24 protein-coding genes and 1 pseudogene are annotated in these 23764 nt (G+C 59.4%); 13 read left to right on the forward strand and 12 right to left on the reverse strand.

What is annotated here, in order from left to right; translation table 11 throughout:
* Window positions 1-201 precede the first annotated feature (201 nt).
* Both NTD87_RS11890 and NTD87_RS27860 read right to left on the reverse strand, forming a co-directional pair.
* Window positions 202-678 (reverse strand): Lrp/AsnC family transcriptional regulator, encoded by a 477-nt coding sequence (locus tag NTD87_RS11890; protein ID WP_071550219.1) that lies wholly within the window; start codon window positions 676-678, stop codon window positions 202-204.
* 12 nt (window positions 679-690) lie between these two features.
* A pseudogene (locus NTD87_RS27860) lies at window positions 691-771 on the reverse strand (histidine/lysine/arginine/ornithine ABC transporter ATP-binding protein); the annotation flags it as partial.
* Window positions 772-1154: 383 nt separating this feature from the next.
* On the opposite strand from NTD87_RS27860, the gene NTD87_RS11895 reads away from it, so the two are divergent.
* On the forward strand, window positions 1155-2261 hold the full coding sequence (locus tag NTD87_RS11895; protein ID WP_262114135.1) for an enoyl-CoA hydratase/isomerase family protein: 1107 nt from the start codon (window positions 1155-1157) through the stop codon (window positions 2259-2261).
* A gap of 3 nt (window positions 2262-2264) precedes the next feature.
* The gene (locus NTD87_RS11900; protein WP_262114136.1) at window positions 2265-3416 is read left to right on the forward strand and encodes an acyl-CoA dehydrogenase family protein; all 1152 of its coding nucleotides are present in this window, start codon (window positions 2265-2267) and stop codon (window positions 3414-3416) included.
* 107 nt (window positions 3417-3523) lie between these two features.
* Here the strand turns inward: NTD87_RS11900 and NTD87_RS11905 are convergent, their stop codons facing one another.
* The 6 genes from NTD87_RS11905 to NTD87_RS11930 form a co-directional block, all read right to left on the reverse strand.
* Entirely contained in the window at window positions 3524-4297 is a 774-nt protein-coding gene (locus tag NTD87_RS11905; RefSeq protein ID WP_262114137.1) for an enoyl-CoA hydratase, read from the reverse strand.
* Between the two features lie 14 nt (window positions 4298-4311).
* Window positions 4312-5439, reverse strand: coding sequence for an acyl-CoA dehydrogenase (locus tag NTD87_RS11910; protein WP_262114138.1), 1128 nt, complete (start codon window positions 5437-5439; stop codon window positions 4312-4314).
* A gap of 9 nt (window positions 5440-5448) precedes the next feature.
* Window positions 5449-6642 carry an acetyl-CoA C-acyltransferase gene (locus NTD87_RS11915; RefSeq protein WP_262114139.1) on the reverse strand — a complete coding sequence of 398 codons (1194 nt, stop codon included), beginning with the start codon at window positions 6640-6642 and terminating at the stop codon, window positions 5449-5451.
* 12 nt (window positions 6643-6654) lie between these two features.
* On the reverse strand, window positions 6655-7416 hold the full coding sequence (locus tag NTD87_RS11920) for an SDR family NAD(P)-dependent oxidoreductase (RefSeq protein ID WP_262114140.1): 762 nt from the start codon (window positions 7414-7416) through the stop codon (window positions 6655-6657).
* Between the two features lie 16 nt (window positions 7417-7432).
* Window positions 7433-9097 (reverse strand): AMP-binding protein, encoded by a 1665-nt coding sequence (locus tag NTD87_RS11925; protein WP_262114141.1) that lies wholly within the window; start codon window positions 9095-9097, stop codon window positions 7433-7435.
* Window positions 9098-9346: 249 nt separating this feature from the next.
* Window positions 9347-10363, reverse strand: a complete 1017-nt coding sequence (locus tag NTD87_RS11930; RefSeq protein WP_262114142.1) for an AraC family transcriptional regulator — start codon at window positions 10361-10363, stop codon at window positions 9347-9349.
* Between the two features lie 168 nt (window positions 10364-10531).
* Between NTD87_RS11930 and NTD87_RS11935 the strand changes: the two genes are divergently transcribed.
* Window positions 10532-11728, forward strand: coding sequence for an MFS transporter (locus tag NTD87_RS11935; protein ID WP_262114143.1), 1197 nt, complete (start codon window positions 10532-10534; stop codon window positions 11726-11728).
* Between the two features lie 17 nt (window positions 11729-11745).
* Here NTD87_RS11935 and NTD87_RS11940 read toward each other — a convergent pair whose 3' ends face one another.
* Together NTD87_RS11940 and NTD87_RS11945 are read right to left on the reverse strand one after the other, a co-directional pair.
* Window positions 11746-12792, reverse strand: coding sequence for an alpha/beta hydrolase family protein (locus NTD87_RS11940; protein WP_262114144.1), 1047 nt, complete (start codon window positions 12790-12792; stop codon window positions 11746-11748).
* Between the two features lie 263 nt (window positions 12793-13055).
* A complete protein-coding gene (locus NTD87_RS11945; RefSeq protein WP_262114145.1) occupies window positions 13056-13667 on the reverse strand; it encodes an FMN-dependent NADH-azoreductase in 612 nt (203 codons plus the stop codon).
* 128 nt (window positions 13668-13795) lie between these two features.
* Here NTD87_RS11945 and NTD87_RS11950 point away from each other — a divergent pair, with 128 nt between their 5' ends.
* Entirely contained in the window at window positions 13796-14704 is a 909-nt protein-coding gene (locus NTD87_RS11950) for a LysR substrate-binding domain-containing protein (RefSeq protein ID WP_262114146.1), read from the forward strand.
* Window positions 14701-15060: an MmcQ/YjbR family DNA-binding protein gene (locus tag NTD87_RS11955; RefSeq protein WP_262114147.1), complete on the forward strand. Its 360-nt coding sequence runs from the start codon at window positions 14701-14703 to the stop codon at window positions 15058-15060. Before NTD87_RS11950 ends, NTD87_RS11955 begins: the two co-directional genes overlap by 4 nt.
* Here the strand turns inward: NTD87_RS11955 and NTD87_RS11960 are convergent.
* Window positions 15057-15461 carry a DUF1294 domain-containing protein gene (locus tag NTD87_RS11960; RefSeq protein WP_262114148.1) on the reverse strand — a complete coding sequence of 135 codons (405 nt, stop codon included), beginning with the start codon at window positions 15459-15461 and terminating at the stop codon, window positions 15057-15059. The genes NTD87_RS11955 and NTD87_RS11960 overlap by 4 nt on opposite strands.
* Entirely contained in the window at window positions 15458-16288 is an 831-nt protein-coding gene (locus NTD87_RS11965) for an undecaprenyl-diphosphate phosphatase (RefSeq protein ID WP_262114149.1), read from the reverse strand. Before NTD87_RS11965 ends, NTD87_RS11960 begins: the two co-directional genes overlap by 4 nt.
* A 301-nt stretch (window positions 16289-16589) precedes the next feature.
* Here NTD87_RS11965 and NTD87_RS11970 point away from each other — a divergent pair, with 301 nt between their 5' ends.
* From NTD87_RS11970 to NTD87_RS12005, 8 genes are all read left to right on the forward strand, one after another.
* Window positions 16590-18224, forward strand: a complete 1635-nt coding sequence (locus NTD87_RS11970) for a methyl-accepting chemotaxis protein (RefSeq protein WP_262114150.1) — start codon at window positions 16590-16592, stop codon at window positions 18222-18224.
* 268 nt (window positions 18225-18492) lie between these two features.
* On the forward strand, window positions 18493-19056 hold the full coding sequence (gene pnuC, locus NTD87_RS11975; RefSeq protein ID WP_262114152.1) for a nicotinamide riboside transporter PnuC: 564 nt from the start codon (window positions 18493-18495) through the stop codon (window positions 19054-19056).
* A complete protein-coding gene (locus tag NTD87_RS11980; protein ID WP_262114153.1) occupies window positions 19053-19577 on the forward strand; it encodes an AAA family ATPase in 525 nt (174 codons plus the stop codon). The genes pnuC and NTD87_RS11980 overlap by 4 nt, the downstream gene beginning before the upstream one ends.
* Before the next feature lie 359 nt (window positions 19578-19936).
* The gene (locus NTD87_RS11985; RefSeq protein WP_262114154.1) at window positions 19937-20374 is read left to right on the forward strand and encodes a hypothetical protein; all 438 of its coding nucleotides are present in this window, start codon (window positions 19937-19939) and stop codon (window positions 20372-20374) included.
* Window position 20375: 1 nt separating this feature from the next.
* On the forward strand, window positions 20376-20948 hold the full coding sequence (locus NTD87_RS11990; protein ID WP_262114155.1) for an adhesin: 573 nt from the start codon (window positions 20376-20378) through the stop codon (window positions 20946-20948).
* Between the two features lie 52 nt (window positions 20949-21000).
* Window positions 21001-22230, forward strand: a complete 1230-nt coding sequence (locus NTD87_RS11995) for a heme utilization protein (protein ID WP_262114156.1) — start codon at window positions 21001-21003, stop codon at window positions 22228-22230.
* 70 nt (window positions 22231-22300) lie between these two features.
* Window positions 22301-22981, forward strand: coding sequence for a C39 family peptidase (locus NTD87_RS12000; protein WP_262114157.1), 681 nt, complete (start codon window positions 22301-22303; stop codon window positions 22979-22981).
* Between the two features lie 33 nt (window positions 22982-23014).
* Window positions 23015-23755, forward strand: a complete 741-nt coding sequence (locus NTD87_RS12005) for a hypothetical protein (protein ID WP_262114158.1) — start codon at window positions 23015-23017, stop codon at window positions 23753-23755.
* The last annotated feature ends 9 nt before the right edge of the window (window positions 23756-23764 follow it).

Raw genomic sequence — 23764 nt, forward strand, 5'->3', positions numbered from 1 at the left:
AATCAATGAGGGTTCAGAGGCGCTCATTGTCTGATTCGGCGCCGGAAAAACCCGGCTGTTAAGGAGGGAGGCAGTGCTGGAAATGGCTGAAACCAGAGTGGTTTGCAGCCGATTTAGTGGGTGTGATAAATCATCTGAAAACGATGATTACCGTAGCAGCAGGCTGCGCCAGCTGCTACGGAACTTCGGCGCTTAGCCTTTCTAGGTTGAGGTCTTGACCATCGCCAGCTCAGGGTGGCTGACCAGTTTGTCGATGTGCAAATCCGGGTCGTCGAACCAGACTTCGGTCAACACCCGGTAGTGTTCCATGTCGCGACAGCGCATGCGCAGGCTATAGTCGAAGGCGCCGCTGATCAACTGGCATTCCAACACCTGCGGACAGGCGCGGACCTTGGCTTCGAAGGCTTTCTGTGCGGCGCGTCCGCTCTGGTTCGATAGCGCCACCAGCACCAGCAGCGACAAGCCGGGGGTCAGTTTTTTCTCGTCGAGAATCGCCCCATAGCCCCGAATGACACCGAGCTGTTCGAGCTTGCGCACCCGCTCAAGGCATGGCCTTGGCGTCAGGTGCACGCGCTCGGAAAGTTTCTGGTAGGTGATGCGCCCTTCGTGGCGCAGCACCTCAATGATTGCCTGATCGATTCGATCAAGCACGATCGACAGATCGCGGATGTCCGCCATGTACGCCTTGCCTCACTTCAAACAGCCCGATAGAAATTGCTGCAAACGTTCGCTTTTCGGCTGGTCGAGAATCTTTGCATCGCCCTGTTCCTCACCCGGCCTTGAGCACTTCGTTGTCACCAAAGCGTTTATACAGATTCGGTGCACCACCGCAAGGCCGGCCACACCCCACCCTGAAACCCTTGGCGCAGACGACTTCGAATGGAGCGCCAGAATGCCGGCAGACGATTGTGTCGAGGTGTCGTAAGGGCTGGCGCAGACAGCTCGCTTGTGCTGATGTCAGCATTTTCACAGCCGATTCTGTCGTGAACGCCCTATTGGGGTATTTATGCGATGAATGAGCGTGTGGGCATTACAAAAATGCAGACCTGACCTGCATCTATCACGGTTGTACATCGCAAATTTGCACTGTTACGATCCGGCATCGTTCGCGCGCGAACACTTCTATAAAGAACAATAAAAGCAGGGAGTTAGTGATGACTGCTCAGGTTTCATCCCAGGCGACACGGGGCATTGATGCCACCGCCAACGACGTGCTGGCCGAGGTTCGCAACCATATTGGCCACCTGACCCTCAATCGCCCCGCCGGCCTCAATGCCATTACCCTGGACATGGTCCGCAGCCTGCACCAACAGCTCGATGCCTGGTCCCGTGACCCGCACGTCCACGCCGTGGTGCTGCGCGGTGCTGGCGAGAAAGCCTTCTGCGCCGGCGGCGATATTCGCTCGCTGTACGACAGTTTCAAAAGCGGCGACACCCTGCATGAAGACTTCTTCGTCGAGGAATACGCCCTCGACCTGGCGATCCACCATTACCGCAAACCAGTACTGGCGCTGATGGACGGTTTTGTCCTCGGTGGCGGCATGGGCCTGGTACAAGGCGCAGACCTGCGAGTGGTCACCGAACGCAGCCGCCTGGCGATGCCTGAAGTGGCCATCGGTTACTTCCCGGATGTCGGCGGCAGCTACTTCCTGCCCCGTGTTCCCGGCGAACTGGGCATTTACCTTGGCGTCAGTGGTGTGCAGATTCGCGCCGCCGATGCGCTGTATTGCGGGCTGGCTGACTGGTACCTGGAAAGCGAAAAACTCGCCGAGCTGGATCAGCGCCTCGACAGCCTGAAGTGGCACGACACCCCGCTCAAGGACCTGCAAGGTCTGCTGGCCAAACTGGCGGTACAGCAACTGCCCGACGCACCGTTGCAGGCACTGCGGCCGGCCATCGACCACTTCTTCGCCCTGCCGGATGTGCCGAGTATCGTTGAGCAGTTGCGCAACGTTACGGTTGCCGACAGCCACGACTGGGCAACGGCCACCGCCGACCTGCTCGACAGTCGTTCACCGCTGGCCATGGGTGTAACGTTAGAGATGTTGCGACGCGGTCGTCAGTTGAGCCTGGAAAACTGCTTCGCCCTCGAACTGCACCTGGACCGCCAGTGGTTCGAACGCGGCGACCTGATCGAAGGCGTCCGGGCCTTGCTGATCGACAAAGACAAGAACCCACGCTGGAACCCTCCAACCGTGCAGGCTCTGGACGCCAGACAGGTTGCGAGTTTCTTCAGTGGTTTTGACCGGAGCGGGAGCTGAGCCATGCACGATATCGAATTGACCGAAGAGCAAGTGATGATCCGCGACATGGCCCGGGATTTTGCCCGCGGCGAAATCGCCCCCCACGCCCAGGCCTGGGAAAAGGCCGGCTGGATCGATGATGCGCTGGTGGCAAAAATGGGCGAGTTGGGTTTGCTCGGCATGGTGGTTCCCGAGGAATGGGGCGGCACCTACGTCGACTACGTGGCCTACGCGCTGGCGGTGGAAGAGATTTCCGCCGGTGACGGTGCCACGGGGGCCTTGATGAGCATCCACAACTCGGTGGGCTGCGGGCCGGTCCTCAACTATGGCACTGAAGAACAGAAACAGACCTGGCTGGCCGATCTGGCCAGCGGTCAGGCCATCGGCTGCTTCTGCCTGACCGAACCCCAGGCCGGTTCCGAGGCGCACAACCTGCGGACCCGCGCCGAACTGCGCGACGGCCAGTGGGTGATCAATGGCGCCAAGCAGTTTGTCAGCAACGGCAAACGGGCGAAACTGGCGATTGTGTTTGCCGTGACCGACCCGGAGCTGGGTAAAAGAGGCTTGTCCGCATTTCTGGTACCCACCGATAACCCGGGTTTTATCGTCGACCGCAGCGAACACAAGATGGGCATTCGCGCCTCCGACACCTGTGCGGTGACGTTCAACAACTGCATCATCCCCGAAGCCAACCTGCTGGGTGAACGTGGCAAGGGTTTGGCGATTGCCTTGTCCAACCTTGAAGGCGGCCGCATCGGCATCGCCGCGCAGGCGCTGGGCATCGCGCGTGCAGCCTTCGAAGCGGCGCTGGCCTACGCCCGCGACCGGGTGCAGTTCGGCAAGCCGATCATCGAACACCAAAGCATCGCCAATATGCTGGCCGACATGCACATGCAACTGAACGCCGCACGTTTGCTGATCCTCCATGCCGCACGGCTACGCAGCGCCGGCAAGCCCTGCCTGTCAGAAGCCTCGCAGGCCAAGCTGTTTGCCTCGGAGATGGCCGAGAAAGTCTGCTCGTCCGCCCTGCAGATTCATGGCGGCTACGGCTACCTGGAAGATTATCCGGTGGAGCGCTATTACCGCGATGCGCGGATCACGCAGATTTACGAAGGGTCGAGCGAGATTCAGCGGATGGTGATTGCGCGGGAACTCAAGAACTACCTGGTATGAGGCCTTAAAAGCATCGCGAGCAGGCTCGCTCCCACAATGACCTCTGCGTACCGGAGATCCAATGTGGGAGCGAGCCTGCTCGCGAAAGCGCCCGCGAGGGCGCTACATCATTTACCTTGGAACTCGGCCTCACGCTTGGCAATAAACGCTGCCATGCCCTCTTTCTGATCCTGTGTGGCGAACGCCGCATGGAATACCCGACGTTCAAAGCGCACGCCTTCGGACAGGCTGACTTCAAAGGCGCGGTTAACGCTTTCCTTGACCATCATCGCAATCGGCAAGGATTTTTTGGCGATCAGCGCTGCAACCTTCAGCGCCTCATCCAGCAGCTCATCCACCGGCACAATGCGCGCGACGATGCCGCAGCGCTCCGCTTCCACCGCGTCGATCAACCGCCCGCTCAGGCACATTTCCATGGCCTTGGCCTTGCCCACGGCGCGGGTCAGGCGTTGGGTGCCGCCCATGCCCGGCAGCACGCCGAGGTTGATTTCCGGCTGACCGAACCTGGCGTTGTCGCCGGCCAGAATGAAATCGCACATCAGCGCCAGCTCACAACCACCGCCCAAGGCGAAACCGGCGACAGCGGCAATGATCGGTTTACGTCGGTTGGCAACCCGATCACTGTCGCTGAACAGGTCGTCGAGGTAGATCTGCGGATAGGTCAGCTCGGCCATTTCCTTGATGTCGGCGCCGGCAGCAAAGGCCTTCTTCGAGCCGGTCAGCACGATGCAGCCGATGTCCGGGTTCGCTTCCAGACCGTCCAGCGCGTGGTTCAGCTCGCTGACAATCTGCGCGTTCAAGGCGTTCAGCGCCTGCGGGCGGTTGAGGGTGATCAGACCCACGCGGCCCTGGACTTCCAACAAAATCGTTTCGTAGTTCATGCAAGCGTTCCTTCTCAAAGATTGCGCGAAATGACCATGCGCTGAATATCGCTGGTGCCTTCATAGATCTGACAGACCCGCACGTCGCGGTAGATCCGCTCCAGCGGGAAGTCGCTCAGGTAACCGTAACCACCGAGGGTTTGCAACGCCATCGAGCAGACTTTTTCGGCCATCTCCGAGGCAAACAGCTTGGCCATCGAAGCTTCCACCAGCGCCGGTTTGCCGCTGTCACGCAAGGCCGCAGCGTAATGCACCATCTGCCGGGCGACGGCGATTTGCGTGGCCATGTCGGCCAATCGAAAGGCTACCGCCTGATGCTCGATGATCGCTTTGCCGAAGCTCTCACGCTCGCGGGCATAATCGCGGGCGGCTTCGAAGGCGGCGCGGGCCATGCCGACCGATTGCGAGGCAATGCCGACGCGTCCGCCTTCAAGGTTGGCCAGGGCGATTTTGTAACCTTCACCCTCCTCGCCCAGACGATTGGCCACCGGCACTTTCACGTCCTCAAAGAGGATCTGGCAGGTGTCCGAAGCGTGCTGGCCGAGTTTGTCTTCAATACGCGCCACCTTGTAGCCCGGTGAGTCGGTGGGCACGATGAAGGCGCTGATCCCGCGTTTGCCGGCACTCGGATCGGTGATCGCGAAGACGATCACCACCCCGGCGTTTTGCCCGGAGGTGATGAACTGCTTGCAGCCGTTGAGCACGTAGTGATCGCCGTTCAGCCGGGCACGGGTTTTCAGGCTGCTGGCGTCGGAACCGGCCTGTGGTTCGGTCAGCGCAAAGGCGCCAAGCATGGCGCCGCTGGCCAACGGTTTGAGGAAGCGTTCTTTCTGATCATCGTTGCCGAACTTGAGGATCGGCACGCAACCCACCGAGTTGTGCACGCTCATGATGGTCGAGCAGGCGCCATCGCCGGCGGCGATTTCTTCCAGGGCCATGGCGTACGCCAGGTAACCGGTGTCGCAACCGCCCCACTGCTCCGGCACCAACATGCCGAAGAAGCCCAGTTCGGCCATCTCGCCGATGGCCTCCTTGGGGAAGCGATGCTCGCGATCCCACTCGGCGGCGAACGGTTTGAGCCGTTCCTGGGCGAATTGCCGGGCCGCGTCGCTGATCTGTAGTTGTTCGTCAGTCGGTAGCATGTTGATTCCTTAATACAGGCATTCAACGGCCATGGCCGTCGCTTCACCGCCGCCGATGCAGATGGCTGCAACGCCGCGTTTCAGGCCTTTCTGGCGCAATGCCGAGAGCAAGGTCACGAGGATCCGCGCACCAGAAGCGCCAATCGGGTGGCCCAGCGCACAGGCGCCGCCGTGGACGTTGACCTTGCTGTGAGGAATTTCCAGCTTGGTCATGGTTACCAGGCTGACCACCGCGAAGGCTTCGTTGACTTCGAACAGCTCGACGTCATCCAGCGACCAGCCGGTTTTCTTCAGCAGTTTCTTGATCGCGCCCACCGGTGCTACCGGGAACAGCCCCGGTGTATCAGCGAAGGCTGCGTGACCGTGGATCACCGCCAGGGGTTTCAGGCCGCGCTTTTCCGCTTCCGAGCGACGCATCAGCAGCAACGCCGCCGCGCCATCGGAAATCGAGCTGGAGTTGGCCGCCGTGACCGTGCCGCCTTCGCGGAACGCCGGTTTCAGGCTGGCGATCTTGTCCAGTTTGGCTTTAGGCGGTTGTTCGTCATCGCTGATGAGTTTTTGCTCTTTACCGACCATGACTGAAAGCGGAACGATTTCAGCAGTGAAACTGCCGTCCTTGATCGCCTGTTGGGCACGGGTGGTCGAAGCCACTGCGAACTCATCTTGCGCTTCACGCGTAAAGCCATTGGCCTCGGCGCAGTCCTCGGCGAAGGTGCCCATCAGGCGGCCCTTGTCGTAGGCGTCTTCCAGACCGTCGAGGAACATGTGGTCGAGCACTTTGCCGTGGCCCATCCGGTAGCCACTGCGGGCGCGGTCCAGCAGGTACGGCGCGTTGGACATGCTTTCCATCCCGCCGGCGACTACCACATCAGCACTGCCGGCCAGCAGCATGTCGTGGGCCAGAATGGCAGCTTCCATGCCCGAGCCGCACATTTTGTTCAGGGTGGTGCAACGGGTCGATTTGTCCAACCCGGCGCCCAGTGCAGCCTGGCGTGCCGGGGCCTGACCGAGGCCGGCGGACAGCACGCAACCAAACAGCACTTCTTCTACCGCGTCGGCAGCCACACCGGCGCGCTCGACGGCAGCGCGAATCGCTGCGGCGCCCAGCTGTGGCGCGGTGAGGCTTTTCAGTTCACCTTGAAAACCGCCCATCGGGGTGCGGACAGCGCTGACAATAACAATCGGGTCGTTGGAAATAGTCATGACAAATACTCCTTATTTGGCGGCCATACGCAAGGCACCGTCGAGACGGATCACCTCGCCGTTGAGCATGCTGTTTTCTATGATATGCCTGACCAGAGCGGCGTACTCAACCGGTTTACCAAGGCGCGGCGGGAACGGCACGCCAGCGGCCAGCGAGTCGCGAACTTCCTGGGTCATGCCAGCCATCATCGGCGTTTCGAAGATGCCCGGGGCGATGGTCATCACACGGATGCCGAAGCGCGCCAGTTCACGGGCGGCGGGCAAGGTCAGGCTGACAATCGCACCTTTGGACGCCGCGTAGGCGGCTTGGCCAATCTGGCCGTCGAAGGCAGCTGCCGAGGCGGTGTTGATGATCACCCCGCGTTCACCGTCTTCATTGGCTTCGGTTTCGGCAATCGCCGCAGCCGCCAGACGCAGCATGTTGAAGCTACCGATCAGGTTGACGTTGATCACCTGGCTGAAACTGGCCAGCGCATGCGGGCCGTTCTTGCCGAGGATTTTCTCGCCGCGAACCACACCGGCGCAGTTGACCAGCCCGTGCAGGCCGCCAAAGGCTGCGACCGTTGCCTGCACCGCTGCTTCTGCGGCCGCTTCCTGGCTGATGTCTGCCACGACGCAGTGTACGCCGAGCCGTTTTGCCTGAGCGGCGACGGCTTCGGCATTCAAGTCCACCAGCATGACTTTGGCACCGGCACCCACCAGCATTTCAGCAGTGGCCGCGCCCAGGCCCGACGCACCGCCGGTGACGAGAAAAACCTTGTTTTCGATCTGCATCATTGTTTCCTTGGATTCAAGCTGAAACGTTCTTCGCTGCGGCCTCTTGAGCCTTGGCGATTTCCTGGTTGCGCAAGATAAAGCGCTGCAATTTGCCGCTTGGGGTTTTCGGCAATTCGCTGACAAATTCGATTTCACGCGGGTATGAGTGCGCCGCCAGACGCTTGCGTACATGCTGGCGCAGCTCTTCGGCGAGCTCAGGTGAAGCACGGTATTGCGCACTGAGCACGACGAAGGCTTTCACCAACTCGGTGCGCTCCGGATCCGGTTTGCCAATCACGGCCGCCTCAACAACTGCCGGGTGCTCGATCAACGCACTTTCAACGTCGAACGGGCCAACGCGATAGCCGGAGGTGGTGATCACGTCGTCACTGCGACCGACGAAGCTGATGCTGCCATCCGGGTTCAATTCGACGGTATCGCCACTCAGGTAATAGTTGCCGACGAAGGCTTTGGTGGGTGCGCCTTCGTAACCGGCAAACCAGCACATCGGCGATTGCGTGCGGTCAATGGCGAGGATCCCCGGCTGGCCGATCGACAATTCGTTGCAGGCCTCATCCAGCACCACGATCCGGTGCCCAGGCGAGGCAAAGCCTGCCGCACCGACATGCACCGGATGCTCAAGGCCATGGTGGTTGCACAGCACCATGCCGAGTTCGGTCTGGCCGTAATGGTCGTGGATCACCACGTCGAGGTTGTCGGCAAACCAGCGGATCACTTCCGGGTTCAACGGCTCACCGGCGCTGCTGACGATCCGCAGTTTGCCCCTGATCGAACGGGCGAATTCATCGCCGCCAGCGATCAGCAAACGGTAGGCGGTGGGTGAACCGGTGAGGTTGCTGATGCCGTATTTGTTGATCACCCGGCAGGTGCTTTCGAGGGTGAACGGGCCATCGTAAAAGGTGATCGGATGGCCCATGGACAACGGTCCGGTCACCCCAAAATAGATGCCATAGGCCCAACCCGGATCGGCGACGTTCCAGAACGCATCTTCAGGGCGCAGGTCCACCGCGTCACGGGTGTAGCTCTGAAACGCGACAATCGCCTTGAGCGGCACCGACAGGGCTTTCGACGGGCCCGTAGTACCTGAGGTGAACATCAGCAGGAACGGGTCTTCGCCGCTCAGCAGCAGCGGTTCGCATTGGGCGGAATAATTGGGCAGTTCGGCCCAAAAACTGAAGTCGCCGCGGACGATGCCCTGACCTTTCGGGCCACCCACGGTGACGATGCTCGGGCAGTCGGCGACTTCATTGAGCTTTGGACGATTGACTGCATCGGTCACCACCACGGCGGCACCGGAACTGTTGAGCCGGTGTTCGATGGCTTTCGGGCCGAAGGCGGTAAACAGCGGTTGGTAGACCGCGCCGATACGCCAGGTGGCGAAGACCACAATCAGCAACTCGACATTGCGTGGCAAGAGGCCGGCAACCTTGTCGCCCTTCTTCACGCCTTGGGCCAGCAGGAAGTTGGCAAAGCGCGCGGCTTTGTCCTGCAGATCGCTGAAGGTGTATGTGGCGCTGGCACCGTCGCGACCCTCCCAGAACAAGGCGATGCGTCCGGGCAAGGCATGTCGGTCGCAGCATTCAACGCAGGCGTTGAGGGCTGTCAACGAGCCTTTGAGCGCAGCATCGACGGTGTGCTGGTAGTTGAACTGTGAAGTCGCAGACAGGTAATCGCGCATTGCCAGAATCCCTCTGTATTTTTATTAGGTTGGGGGAACCGTAAAAATCAGGGAAATACTCGCTCCGCGGGCGACGCGGGACAATGGTCAAAGCTATCAAGTTGCGTGACTGGTTTGGCCAAGACTCAAGAGATGCGGCGTCTGGTCTGGCGCTTTCGCGAGCAGGCTCGCTCCCACAGGGGAACGCATTCCAAATGTGGGAGCGAGCCTGCTCGCGAAGAGGCCGGCTGCATCAATACAAAGTCTGGATCAGTTGGCTTCGTTGAGGATCAAACTGCGGTAATGCCCGGGATTGGACCCCGACCACTTGCGAAACGCCTTGTAGAACGAACTGGCATCGGCAAACCCAAGCCGGGTGGCGATTTCGGCGAAGCTGATCGAAGGTTCCGCCAGCCAGACAATCGCCAGTTCCTTGCGCACGCTGTCCTTCAATCCCTGATAGGTCTGCCCTTCTTCGGCCAGCCGACGACGCAGTGTCGAAGCGGACATACACAATTGTTGCGCCAGGCTGTCGGTTTCCGGCCACTGTTCGGCGGGCAGTTGCCGCAAATCGTGTTTGATCCGGCTGGCGAGGCTTTGCGGATCGCGGTACTTGACCAGGATATTGGCCGGCGCATGGGCCAAAAAGCGCTTGAGTTCGTCGCTGCTGCGTTTAATCGGTAGATCCAGGCAGTCGGCCGAGAAAATCATCCGTGTGCGCGGTCGGTCGAAGCGCAGATTCTGCGAAAACATCACCTTATAGTCATCACAGAAGTCCGGTTCCGCGCAGCGCAGTTCGATGGCCAGAATCGGTATCCGGCGCCCGGCCAGCCAGCAGGCAACGCCATGCACGATCATCCAATAGGTGAAATAAGTGAAGGCGCGACGCGGGTCCTGGTCGTCTTCGAGCAGGACGATTTCCGCCAGGCTTTGCTGATGAACCAACTGCGCCGGCATGCGCTCCAGCATCAACGACAAAAAACCCAGCCCGGACGTCAATCCCGCCGCCAGCGTCGGTTGGGCCATGGCACAACGGCAGAGAAACTCCAGGCTGCCGGATTTCAGCTGGCGCGGGTCCATGCCAAAGAACTCGTCGTCCATGCGCCGCGCCAATAGTCGCCACAACCTTGCATAAGCGGTGGCCGGAACACGAGCGTCAGCCACGTCAAGCAAGCGCGGCTCAATCCCGACCTTGAGCAATACCTCTTCGCTGTCCGCGCCCGGCTCGCAGCTTTGCAGCAGTGCTTCGCGCACCAAATGAATGGAGATGGTGTCTTTTTCCGACATTGAGCGTGGTGAACCCTTTTTTGTTTGTCGGCCATCTTAGCGCAGGCACCGTGTTCTTATCAGGCTGCGTCAGCTCCCGCGTGGGAATTAACCGTTAGCCTGCTTCCTTTTGTTTCTTGCCCACGCCATGATGCCGTTCTCTAACCGCCTGCCCGCGAACGAGCCCTCATGTCCGCACAACAAACGCCCCCCGTCAGCTCCATGGCGATCACCTTGCAGATCGTCTCCATCGTTTTTTATACCTTTGTTGCCTTCCTCTGCATCGGCCTGCCGATTGCGGTGTTGCCGGGGTATGTCCATGAGCAGTTGGGGTTCAGCGCTATCGTCGCCGGCCTGACCATCGGCTCGCAGTACCTGGCCACCCTGCTCAGCCGGCCCATGGCGGGTCGCATGTCTGACAGCATCGGCACCAAACGGGCGATTGTGTATGGCTTGCTGGGCATTGTGCTCAGTGGTGTGCTGACGTTGCTATCGACTTTGTTGCAGAGCCTGCCGTTGCTGAGCCTGATGATTTTGATCGGCGGTCGATTGTTGCTGGGGATCGCCCAAGGGTTGATCGGTGTCGGCACCATCAGTTGGTGCATGGGCCAGGTGGGTGCCGAGCACACTGCCCGCTCGATTTCCTGGAACGGCATTGCCTCGTATGGCGCGATTGCCATTGGCGCACCACTGGGTGTGGTGATGGTCGGTGCGTTGGGGTTCACGAGCCTTGGGATTGCGCTTTCTGTGTTGGCGCTGGCTGCGCTGCTGCTGATCCGCAACAAACCCTCGGTACCGGTGATTCGCGGTGAGCGGCTGCCGTTTTGGGCGGTGTTCGGGCGCATCGCGCCCTTTGGTGCGAGCCTGAGCCTGGCTTCGATCGGCTACGGCACACTGACGACCTTTATTACCCTGTTTTATATCAGCCGCGGCTGGACCGGTGCGGCCTGGTGCCTGACGGTTTTCGGCATCTGCTTCATCCTCGCGCGCCTGCTGTTTATCTCCAGCGTCAATCGTTTTGGCGGGTTCAGCTCGGCCATCGCCTGCATGAGCATCGAAACCCTGGGGCTGGGCCTGCTGTGGTTGGCACCGACAACGGCGGTGGCGTTGATTGGCGCGGGGCTCACCGGGTTCGGTCTGTCGCTGGTTTATCCGGCGTTGGGTGTCGAGGCGATCAAGCAGGTGCCGAGTACCAGTCGTGGCGCGGGTTTGAGTGCCTACGCGGTATTTTTCGATCTGGCGCTGGCGATTGCCGGGCCATTGATGGGCGCGGTGGCGCTGAATCTGGGTTACTCGTGGATTTTCTTCTGCGCAGCGCTGCTGTCGATCACCGGACTGGGGCTGACCCTGCTCCTGAAACGTCGCGCAGCACTCAGCCCACTGTAGACGCAGATTATGCCAGCCTACGGGGTTGTCTCGTCGGCGGTCTGCATCCCGGCCCGGCTTGGCTTGGCCAGTGTGTGAGAAAAGAAACGCCCGGCTTCGGAGATCAGGTTGCGGTGAATGTCCTCACGGTCAACACCGTCGGCATCGGTGCACAAGGCCGGCATCGCCGCGAGCTGCTCTTTGGTACACGGCGCCATGAACACGAAGTGCCCGGCCCCGGCCAGCAGTTTGAAATCCGGGGCAATGGGTAGTTTGCGAGCGAGCGCGGCGGCGTTTTTATCGAGCGCGACCAGTTTGTCGCCATCGCCGCTATAGAGCAGCACCGGCACATGCACGCCGGCCAAGGTATGGCGACCGAACTTCAGGCTCAGCGGCGCCATCAGCAACAGGGCGTGAACCCGCGGGTCAGCGACTGGCTGCAGGTCATCGCGGTCGACGATCAGTTCACCGTTGGTGCTGCAGGCGTCTCCGTCGTCAGGACGCTCCTTGCAGTAACGCCGCAAACGGTTCAGGTCCGGTGTGGCCCCCGAAAGAATCAAGGCGGTTTCACCACCGGCCGAGTAGCCGATCACCCCAACCTCGTCAGGATTGACGAACGGCGACAGCATGGGGTCAGCGAGGGTTGCAGTAATGGCTTCGGAAATCTGGATCGGCCGCCCATAGAGGTTGCTCAACGTACCGAGGCGGCTGTGGTCCTTGGAGTTGTCACCGGGATGAATCACCGCCACCACCACAAAGCCTTTACGTGCCAGCGATGTAGCAAGGTCATGCAAAGCCAATGGAGTACCGATGTTGCCGTGGGACAGCATCAGCATCGGAAAGCGCCCGATGGCGACTCTCGCGTCTTCGGTCGCCTGGATTTGATAGCCTTCGACCTTGCTTGAATGCTCGATGCCGGTCGACGGGTAAAAGGCGATGGCCCGCATCGGTTGCAAATCCAGCGGGTCGAGAAACGTCAGCTGATGGTAGCCAACGCTCCAGTTAGGGTGCGGCGCAGGCGCGGCTTGCACTGTGTTCAGGCTGCTGAGCAGGCAGATCAGTAACATTGCACTAAGTCGCACCATGGGATGCCCCACCTTGTTACCTGATTGGAATACCCGTTTTTTTTCCAATCCCTTGGATTTAAAGCCTTGCGCCAGCGTTTACCGCTTTCACGATCCATGCAGAACGGAGCCGATAACCCGACGCTGCATAACCTGGGCCAACACCTGAAACACCCGTACATTTTATTCAGAAACAGAAAACTCCGTACCCCGATCGTTTTACGACGATCAGGGTACAGAGTCTAGTGGGTATTGCCTGGGCTTCTTAACTCTTTACGAAAGCCTTACGCAGCAGCGAATAATTGCTCGCTGATCTGCGCCTGAGCGTCGCTCATGGCTTTGCTGCGAACGTCATCACCGTAAGCCAGGCCATGGGCGCGGACGAACTCGATGTCGGTGATGCCCATGAAGCCCAGCATGACTTTCAAGTACTCTTCGTGCGCTACGCCGGTCGGTTGACCCACGTGCATACCACCGGAAGTCGACACCACCACGACTTTCTTGTTGCCGCACAGGCCTTCAGGGCCGGCTTCGGTGTAGCGGAACGTCTGGCCGGCAACGGCAATGCGGTCGATCCAGGCCTTGAGTTGGGTCGGGATAGTGAAGTTGTACATCGGTGCTGCGATCACGACCGCATCGGCAGCGAGGAATTCGGCCAGGGTCGAAGCGCTCAGTTCGGCTTCATGCTGTTGCGCGGCGTTACGCAGATCCGCGGTGGTGCCGGCAGCGACCAGAGTGGCCGCAGAAAAGTGGCTGATCGCATCGCTGGCCAGGTCGCGGTAGGTAACCACGGCAGCAGGCTCGGCGCCTTTCCAGGCCTGGACGACACTGTGGCTCAGCTGACGGGAAGCCGAGTTGTCGCCAAGGATGCTCGAATCGATGTGCAAGAGTTTCATGTGGGATCTCCAAGTGAGGACCGCCACCGGGCGATCTAGTGGGGACAATCCTACAGATGAAACCAATAGCTGATTAGCCAGCAACAATGCGATAGTTCGTCCCACTGACAGGACAATCGAGTGCAGCCATGCAAGACCTCAATGACCTCTACTACTTCGCCAAAGTGGTCGAAGCCGGCGGTTTCGCCGCCGCCGGACGCTTGTTGGGCATTCCCAAGTCGCGGCTGTCGCGGCGCATCGCCGAACTTGAAGAGCGCCTGGGCGCCCGCCTCCTCCAGCGCACCACCCGCCAGCTCAAGCTGACGGCTGTCGGCGAGCGTTATTTGCGCCATTGCCAGGCGATGCTGCTGGAGGCCGAGATGGCTGACGAGGCCGTCGCCAGCATGTCCAGCGAACCCCGAGGGCGGTTGCGGGTGTCCAGCCCGGTGGGCCTGGCTCACGAGTTTCTCCCGGTGGTGATCAGCACCTTTCTGGAGAAGTTTCCCCAGGTGCAGCTTGAGATGCAGTTGCTCAATCGCCGGGTCGATCTGGTCAACGAAGGCATCGATGTTGCACTACGGGTGCGTGAGTTGGGTGATGAAGATCCGTTGCTGGTCACCCGCCGCTTGCGTCAGGCGCAAATGATGATGGTCGCCAGCCCGGCCTTTTTACGCGATCACGCCATCAACAACCTGGAAGACTTGAAGCAGGTTCCCGTGCTTGGCGCGCTGGAGGCCGATCGCATGGTGCATATACGCATGCTCGATGCCCAAGGCAAAACCTGTGACGTGACGCTGGAAGCACGGCTGGGGATCGATGACTTCATTGTCCGCAAGACCTGCGCCCTTGCCGGCCTTGGCTTTACCTTGCTACCAATGATGAATTGCGAACAGGAACTGGAAAACGGCACGCTGGTGCAGTTGCTGCCCGAATGGTCGCTGCCTGGCGGCTGGCTGCAAGCGGTCTACCCTCATCGGCGCGGCGTGCTGCCGGCGGTGCGCGCCTGGATTGATCATTTGACCGAATCATTCAACGCCTGCGGGGATCGACTGTTATGAAGGCTAAACCCATGACCGAGGAAGACGTGGCGCGTTTCTGCCTGGCACTGCCCGGCGCGCAAGAGGATTACAAATGGGGTGGCGTGCGGGTGTTTTCAGTCGCCGGGAACAAGATGTTCGCCCTGCAAAACCTGCGAGGAGAGTCATTGGCGTTCAAGGTCGACAAAGAGCTGTTTCTGGGGCATGTCGACCGCCCGGGCATTGGGCCAGCACCCTATCTGGCAAGGGCGCAGTGGATCATCATGCAAACGCCCTACCCGCTGGGTGCCGAAGAACTGCAAGACTTGCTGCAACGTTCTCACCAACTGGTGGTGAGCAAGTTGCCCAAGCGCGTGCAGGTCGGGTTGTTACTTTAGAACAGGCTAAAGAGGCCAGTGCCGAGGAATAGCTGGTCGATCCAGAACACCTGATGCAGCAGCACGATGATCCAGAACACCAGTTGATAGGACACTTTGCGCGTCTTGTGCCGAAACGCTTGCTGGGCAAGCAAGGCGCCCGGCCAGCCACCGGCCAGTTCGACTGCATGCAGTATGTTTTCCGGTGTCCGCCAGCGGTCTGTCCGAGCCTTGCGCTTGTCGTTCCAGTACAGGAAAAATGCCAGCAGGCTGACAATCGCATAGGCCGCGAGCGGAATCAGCGAGATCCCGCGCAACCCTAGCAGCGTCGAACCAACAGCCGGTAAGGCGCACAGCCCCAGGAACACCAGACCTTTGAGGCGCGGGTTTTGAATCCCGCGCCCATTGCGTGGCTCGATCATGACTCGGCGGCTGCCCAGTCGACCCAACCGAACTGCCAGGTTGCGAGGATCAGCAAGCCGAACGCGATCCGGTACCAGGCAAACGCTGCGTAGCTGTGGCTGGCAATGAACTTGAGCAAGCCCTTGACCGCGATCATCGCGAATACAAACGCCGTGATGAAGCCGATGGCGAACACCGGGAGATCAGCGGCCTGGAACAGGTCGCGATACTTGTAGCCGGAGTACACCGCGGCACCGACCATGGTCGGCATGGCCAGAAAGAACGAAAACTCGGTGGCGGTTTTACGCGACAGGCCAAACAACAAGCCGCCAATGATCGTCGAACCAGAGCGCGAAGTGCCGGGAATCATCGCCAGGCACTGGGCAAAACCGACCTTCAGGGCGTCTTTCCAGGTGATATCGTCAACGGTTTCAGCGTGCACGGTGTGCTCGCGACGCTCAGCCCACAACATGATGATCCCGCCCACCACCAGCGCCGTCGCCACAGTGATCGGGTTGAACAGGTATTGGTGGATCACATTGGCGAAGATCACCCCCAGCACCACTGCCGGCATGAAAGCGATCAACAGGTTAACGGTAAACCGTTGGGCACTGCGCTGAGTGGGCAACCCTGTCACCACGTCGAGAATCTTGCGGCGAAATTCCCAGACCACGGCCAGGATCGCGCCGAGCTGGATGATGATATTGAACGCCATCGCGCGCTCGCCACCGAAATTGAGCAAATCGGCGACGATAATCTGGTGCCCGGTACTGGAGATGGGCAGAAACTCCGTCAAGCCCTCTACAACGCCAAGAATCAATGCCTGAGCGGCGGTCCAAAAATCCATTAATCCCCCAATGAAGCGATGCCTCCAAGGCATGCCTCGTTAATAATATTTAAGCGTCCATGGCGATCAGCCGCCATTGAATGACATCGCGCACAATCCCTGTGCGAAACGTTAAAAATCTGCTGAAAAATCAGCGCACTTTCAGGTTTTTGCTGACGCGGCCGAAATCCTATCAGACATGCCTGAACAACGCTGCGCCGTTATTAGACTTGAGTAGGGTTGGCTCGCCTGCAAAAGCGTGCCTGAATGCTGGCGGTCGTTTATGACAAGAACAAGAACAGAAACCTGGAGTAACACAGTCATGAATAGCTTGCGCAGTGTGTCGATCAGCCGTCGTTTGTGGCTCATCTTGATTGTGGCTGTGCTGATGCTGTTGACGTTGGGTGTGCTGATGCTCAAGCAGATCCACGATGACCTTTATCAAGCCAAGGCACAAAAAACCCAGCACGTGGTGCAGACCGCCAGCGGCATTCTGGCCTATTACCACGACCTGGAAACCGCCGGCACCCTGACCCGTGAAGCGGCGCAGAAACAGGCATTGAGCGTGGTTCGCGGACTGCGCTACGACCAGAACGACTATTTCTGGATCACCGACCTGACGCCCGTGATGGTCATGCACCCCACCAATCCGAAACTCGAAGGCCAGAACCTTTCCTCGATCAAGGATCCGGACGGCTTCGCGCTGTTCAACGAAATGGCGGTCATCGCCAAGGCCAAAGGCGCCGGCATGGTTGACTATCGCTGGCCAAAACCCGGCGCCAGCACGCCGGTCCAGAAGACCTCCTACGTGAAACTCTTCGAACCCTGGGGTTGGGTCATTGGTTCTGGTGTGTACATCGATGACATGCAGGCCGAGTTCTACGCTCAGGCATGGCAAACCTCGTTTGTCGGGCTCGCCATCGCCGTGCTGATGGCGTTGTTGGTGACCGTGATTGCCCGCAGCATTGTGCGACCGCTCCAGGAAACCGTGAACGCCATGGCTAACATCGCCAGTGGTGAAAGCGATCTGACCCGTAGCCTCGATACCCACGGGCAGGACGAAGTGACCGAATTGGCGCGGCATTTCAACGCCTTCACGGCTAAATTGCGCCAGGTCATCAGCCAGCTGCAACTGTCCGCCAGTGCGTTGGGGCAGTCCTCCAGCGACCTGGGCAACGATGCCGCCCAGGCCCAGGCACGCAGCCAGCAACAGTCCCAACAAATGGAGCTGGTGGCGACCGCCATCAATGAAGTGACCTATGGCGTGCAGGACGTGGCCAGGAATGCCGAGCACGCCGCCAGTGAAATGCGCGACGCCCAAGCGCAGGCACAACAGGGGCAAGTGAACATTGATGGGAGCTTGCAGCAGATCGATCAGCTGTCGAGCACGATCGATCAAGCCGTCGAGGTCATCCGCACCCTGGCCGCTGAAAGCACCCAGATCGGCAGCGTGCTCGAAGTGATTCGCTCGATCGCCGAACAAACCAATCTGCTGGCGCTCAATGCGGCCATAGAAGCGGCCCGCGCCGGAGAGCAAGGGCGGGGTTTTGCGGTGGTGGCCGATGAAGTCCGGCTGCTGGCGCAGCGCACGCAAAAGTCCACGGCTGAAATCCAGTCAATGATCGAGCGCTTGCAAAACCATTCCGAGGCCGCGGTCAAAGTGATCGGTGACAGCAGTCGTGCCTCGCAGCTGACGATTGAACAGGCCGGGTTGGCCGGTGCCAGCCTCAATGCGATTGGCCAGGCCCTGCACAACCTCAACGGTCTGAACGCCTCGATTGCCAGTGCAACTCTGCAGCAGGCGCATGTGGTCGAGGACATCAATCAAAACGTCACCCAGGCGGCGGGTTTGTCTCACAGCACGGCATTGGCTGCTGAACAGTCGAGCGTCGCGAGCGTGCATTTGAAAGAGCTCAGCGAGCAGTTGAATGACCTGCTCAAGCAGTTTCGGGTGTAGACACATTTTGCGGTGAAACGCTGCCCCTGCGGTTACACGACTCGTAGCAGCTGCCGAGCCCGCGAGGCTGCGTTCGGCTGCGAAGCAGTCGTAAAAATCAGACACGATGTTTTTCAGGTCAACCGTGGAGGCAGGATTTACGGCCGCTGCGCAGCCGAACGCAGGCTTCGCCAGCTGCTACGAGGAATGTGCCTAGCCTGAGCCCCCTCGCCACAATCCCCACCTACGTTACAATCGGCGCCCTTTTCAACTTGACCAAGGAACCTTCATGTCCGGGCTTGAACTGTTTGCCGCCGCACTCGGCGTGATTGCCGTCTGGTTGACGGTCAAACAGAACCCCTGGTGCTGGCCGATCGGGCTGGTCATGGTGCTGCTCTATAGCTGGATCTTCTTCGAAGTGAAGCTGTATTCGGACATGCTGTTGCAGGTGATCTACGCCGGCTTGCAGCTCTACGGCTGGTGGCAGTGGACCCGCGCCGGTGAAGCGCAGGATGGACGGCAGGTCACGCAACTGGACGGCCGCTCGATGTGGACGGGGTTGGCCGTCGGCGCCCTCGGCAGCTTGCTGCTGGGCGCGGCCATGGCCCACTGGACCGACGCCGCTCAGCCCTGGCTGGATGCGGCATTGACCGGCTTCAGCCTGGTGGCGCAAGGGTGGATGGCGCAAAAACGCCTGCAATGCTGGCCGCTATGGATTGCCGTCGATGTGATTTTCGTCGGGTTGTTTATCTACAAGGGCTTGTACCTGACCGCTGCACTCTACGGCCTGTTTACGCTGATCGCCGTGCAAGGCTGGCGTGAATGGCGGGCCGATCCGGCGTTGCGCGCATGAAAGTATTGGTACTCACCGGCCCGGAATCCAGTGGCAAAAGCTGGTTATCGGCAGAGCTCCAACGCCATTTTGGCGGGCTACTGGTGGGGGAATACGTACGTTACTTCATCGAGCAGAACCCCCGTGATACCTGCCTTGCCGATATCCCGGAGATTGCCCGCGGTCAAATGGCCTGGGAGGACAGCGCTCGGGCCAAATGCCCTGAGTTACTGATTCTCGACACACACCTGTTGAGCAATGTGCTGTGGAGCCAAACCCTGTTTGGCGAATGCCCCGCGTGGATCGAAGAAGCGCTGCTGGCCAGGCATTACGACCTGCACCTGCTGCTTTCTCCCGAATCGATTGACTGGACGGACGACGGCCAGCGCTGCCAACCGGACCCAAGTCAGCGCCTGGCGTTCTTCAACGCGACCAAAACCTGGCTGGAACAGCACCAGCAAAGACTGCAGGTCATCAACGGCGATTGGGCCGAGCGCCGTCGTCAGGCCTTTGCTGCCGTGGAGCAATTGCTAACGTCGTGACGGCATCCCCGTTCAGAACTTCCCCCGGTTTCCCCCTGTTTTTAGAGCCATGTGTCCGTTTCTGAAACACTCCAATGCGGCGCAACTGCCCATATCAAAGGTCTTCATCCTCTTGTCATGCTGACTGTTAAGTCATTGATACACCCCCTCGCAAACTCTTGATCTAGAGCTTTTCGATCAGCATGACCGACGGGAGGCGGCATGCACCGTCTCACCGTTGATACAGCCCGAACATCGCCCTTCCCGACCTGCCCCTCAACGTATTGAATTCAATCAAAAAATAAAAAGCGGCACAGCTTCTGCTCTCTCCTTCACAACGCTGACCAGAGCCAGCGCGCACAAGAAGATGGAGTGCCGACGTGGAGACAATCAATAAAGGCTTTACCCTCCTCCTGCTGATCGGATGTGCGTTCAGCTCTGTTAGCAGTCTGCCTGTCCAGGCCGCCGATGGGATCATCATCATCCAGCGGGACGTCCAACCGCGTAACGCGACTCGCCGCCCCCTGGTTCCCGACCCTAACCCCCTGACCGTCAATGCCAACCCGTCCAAGCAAGTCATCAGTGCAACCAACGAACTGACGGACAGTGACATTTCCGGCATCAGCAGCGGTGCAAGCATCGCCGGCATCGTCGCTCAAGGCACCGGCGCGCTGAGCGGCAACATCAACGGTCAGTCACAACTACCCGGCTTGTCCGCTGGACATTCCGCAGGCTCCGGCAACGGTGTTGCCAATAGGATCAACAGCACCATTCAGCTAGGTCTGGGCGGTCTGAAAATGTTATCGGGGGGACAATGAAATGAATCGCACTCTGCTGATTCTGGCCATGTTTTGCAGTGCGCCGACCTTTGCCCAACCTCCTGTCATCGATACGGCCACCATCGACAACTCCGGCATGCAGTACCAGGGCAACTTCTCGGTCAACCAGGCTGCCGGCGATCAGCAACAACAGGCCAACGCCCGAGCCATCGCCATTGACACCAACGCCAGCGCCACCACGCAGATTCGCCAACGGTTGCGTACTCAAGTCGATCCCAGGATCGATGCCCAATCAACCATCAAAGGCAACGCCTTCAGTAACGGCAATGGCGTACTGGGGGTCAACCAGAGCTCGGGCACCAGCAACCAGCAAGCCAACGCCCTGCGGATAAGCATCAGTGCTACGCCGCAAAGTATCGACGACAGCGTCCTCAAGCAACAGAACGTGGCGCTGCTCAACAGCTCCGATTCAACGGATCTTACTCCTGGCCATCGCCAGGTCGCGACCAGCGACCAGGCCTTCACCGGTAGCCTTGGGGTGATCCAGTTGAATCAGAGCGCCGGGGTGGGAAACCGAACGGCCAACACCCTGAGCGTACGGGTCGCGGATTGACCCAAAAGGTAAAAAACAACACTTAACCTAAAATAAAGTACGGAGAATCAGCATGAAACCTTCAATGGCACTCAAGCCTCTGGTTTTCGCAATTGCTGCGGTAATGGCTATTGCTGTGCAAGCTGGCCAGGGTGGTGACGACAATCACCACCACCATCACCCAGTAGTCAATCCAAAAGACACCACCAATGCTGGCGCCACTGCCAACGCCACAGATACTCAAAGCAGCACTTACAACTACATCAGCAATGAAGGGACTAAAAACACTGCCAACATGACCAACTCGGCCACGGGCGCCTCCGGTAACGTGGGCGTCAACGTTGCAGCAGGCGACGGCAACCAACAAGACAATGCTGCCGCCATTGCCAGCGGCGATGGCTCGTTTGTCTTTGGGTCTGTGGTGGCAACCGCCAAGGTCACGCAAACCCAAAACAACAACGAGGTCGACAACGCCTCCACCAACAACAACGCCAACATGAGCGGTTCGGCCAACGGCGGCAGCGGCAACATGGGCATCAACATGGCTGCTGGCGACCTTAACCAACAGAAAAACACCATGGCGATCGCTGTGTCTGGCGGTAAGCACGCTACCGCAACCGCGAGTGCCGATCAAACAGGCCCAGGCCTGAAGGTGTATAACGACGCCGATCGGACGTACCGCCTCGATACGCTGTCGCGTACCACCACAGCCAGCGGCGATGAGTCTTTCAGCAAGTCCTCCGCATCGCACTCTGCTTCGGACTTTGCCAAGTACTCTGCTTCGGCCTTTGCTGAGCAATCTGCTTCGAAATCTGCTTCGAAATCTGCCAGCGACTCTGCTTCGCACGCTGCTGTTAGCGCTAATCTGGATGCGAACGTGGACGTGGACTTTAGCGCTAGCAAGAATAATGGCTGGCACCACAGCAGCAGCAGTGCGGATCTCAACGCATCGATCGACGCATCGCTCCAAGCATCGATCGACAAATCGCACAGCAAATCGAACAGCAAATCGAGCAGCGCATCGAGCAGCGCATCGGGCAGCGAGTCTTACGGCGCAGCTGGCAGCGAATCGAAAGACAAATCGCGTAGCTTCAGCGAGTCCAGTTCTTTTGACTTGAGCAACACCGTGACCTGGCAAGTGCTGACCCCAACTGGCTGGGCAAACCCTGTGACCAACACTGCTAACCTGAACGGTTCGGTTAATGGCGGCAGTGGCAACCTGGGCGTCAACGTGGCTGCCGGTGCTGGCAACCAACAAAGCAACTCGCTGTCCATTGCATCCGGTTGCAAAACCTGCCTGTAAACTAAGCTCCAGAGTCTGGAGAGCCCCCTTCGGGGGGCTTTTTTTCACTCTTGCACGAAGGCTTCCAACCATGCGCATTTTCGCCCTGGTGTTCCTGGTTTTTCTGGCTGGCCTGAGCGAAGCGGGACAAATGCCGCTTTCCGTCTTGCCAGGTGGAGCGGTCGTTTTCAAACCGATCCAGAGCATGCGTGAGCGCAAATTTGCCGACCTGGTCCAACAGAAAACCGACTTCAGTTGCGGTGCAGCTTCCCTGGCGACCATATTGCGCCAGGCCTATTGGCTGGACGTAACCGAGGCACAAATCATCGAAGGCATGTTGGCTCACTCCGACAAGGATCTGGTTCGCGTCCAGGGCTTCTCCATGCTCGACATGAAGCATTACGTGGAAAGTATCGGCATGCGGGCCCGTGGTTACCGGGTATCGCCGGAAACTCTGACCAGTGTCGCCATTCCGGTCATCGTGCTCATGGACATCCGCGGCTACAAGCACTTCGTGGTCATGCAAAAAGCGGAGAAAGACTGGGTGTATATCGGTGATCCGGTACTCGGTCACAAACGCTTCAAGTTCGACGACTTTGTCAAAGGCTGGAACGGCATAGTCTTCGCCGTCATAGGCCAGGGCTACGACAAGACCAACGTCTTGCGCGAACCACCTTTGCCACTGACCGCCAAGAACCGCATCAACACCTTCAGCCCGGTGCCGGACACAGAGTTGTTGGATTTCGGATTCATCCAGAGCGACTTCTTCTAATGACAAGGGAGCACGAAGCTCCGGGAGCATCCAATGAAGACTCCATACTGGCTGGCCGTCGTTTGCCTGGCCGCCAGCCTGCCAACACAAGCACTCACGTTCAAACCGATTGAACTCAAGGATCAGGAGTTGGCGACCCTTCGCGGCCGGTTTGTCATGCCGGGCCGGATCATCAGTTTCGGGGTTGTCATGACCAGTACCTGGCAAAATGCCCGTGGTGACGTGATCGGGGCAACCTCCTCGATGCAAATTCAGGAATCGACCATCAAGCCACAGTTCTATGTGTCGATGATCAACCAGAAAGGTAATGGTTCGCCGGTCTCCCAGGGTTCCGGCAATGTCAGCGGCGGCGGCGGCCTCAGCACCACCCAGGGTGTAACCCAGGTCGTGCGCGCCGCTGGCGACTACAACAGCGCGTACAACAATGTCGACATCAACGTCAAAGCTGCCAACCAGGCACCACAAATGGATACCCAGGGCCAGCCATTGGCCGCCGGCACGACCCTGTCCGCTTCCAACGGTGCCGGGACCTTCAGTATGGCGTCGAGTGGCGCTGGCGTGCAGTTGAGCATCCAGGCCAACAACAATCAGGGCAGTACCGTGCAAAGCCTTGCCCAGGGCGGCCTGATGCAGAACACGACCTTGCTCGGCGGAGGAAACCAGGTGAACAACCTGACGGCCCTCAATGTTGTCCTGCGCAACAACCTGCCGACCGTCGGGGCGCTGGACTGCAGTCTGGACCAACTAAAAGGCCTACGCACTCTCGGATACTGATCTACGCTC

The organism is Pseudomonas sp. 6D_7.1_Bac1 (assembly GCF_025465945.1).
Taxonomy (GTDB): domain Bacteria; phylum Pseudomonadota; class Gammaproteobacteria; order Pseudomonadales; family Pseudomonadaceae; genus Aquipseudomonas.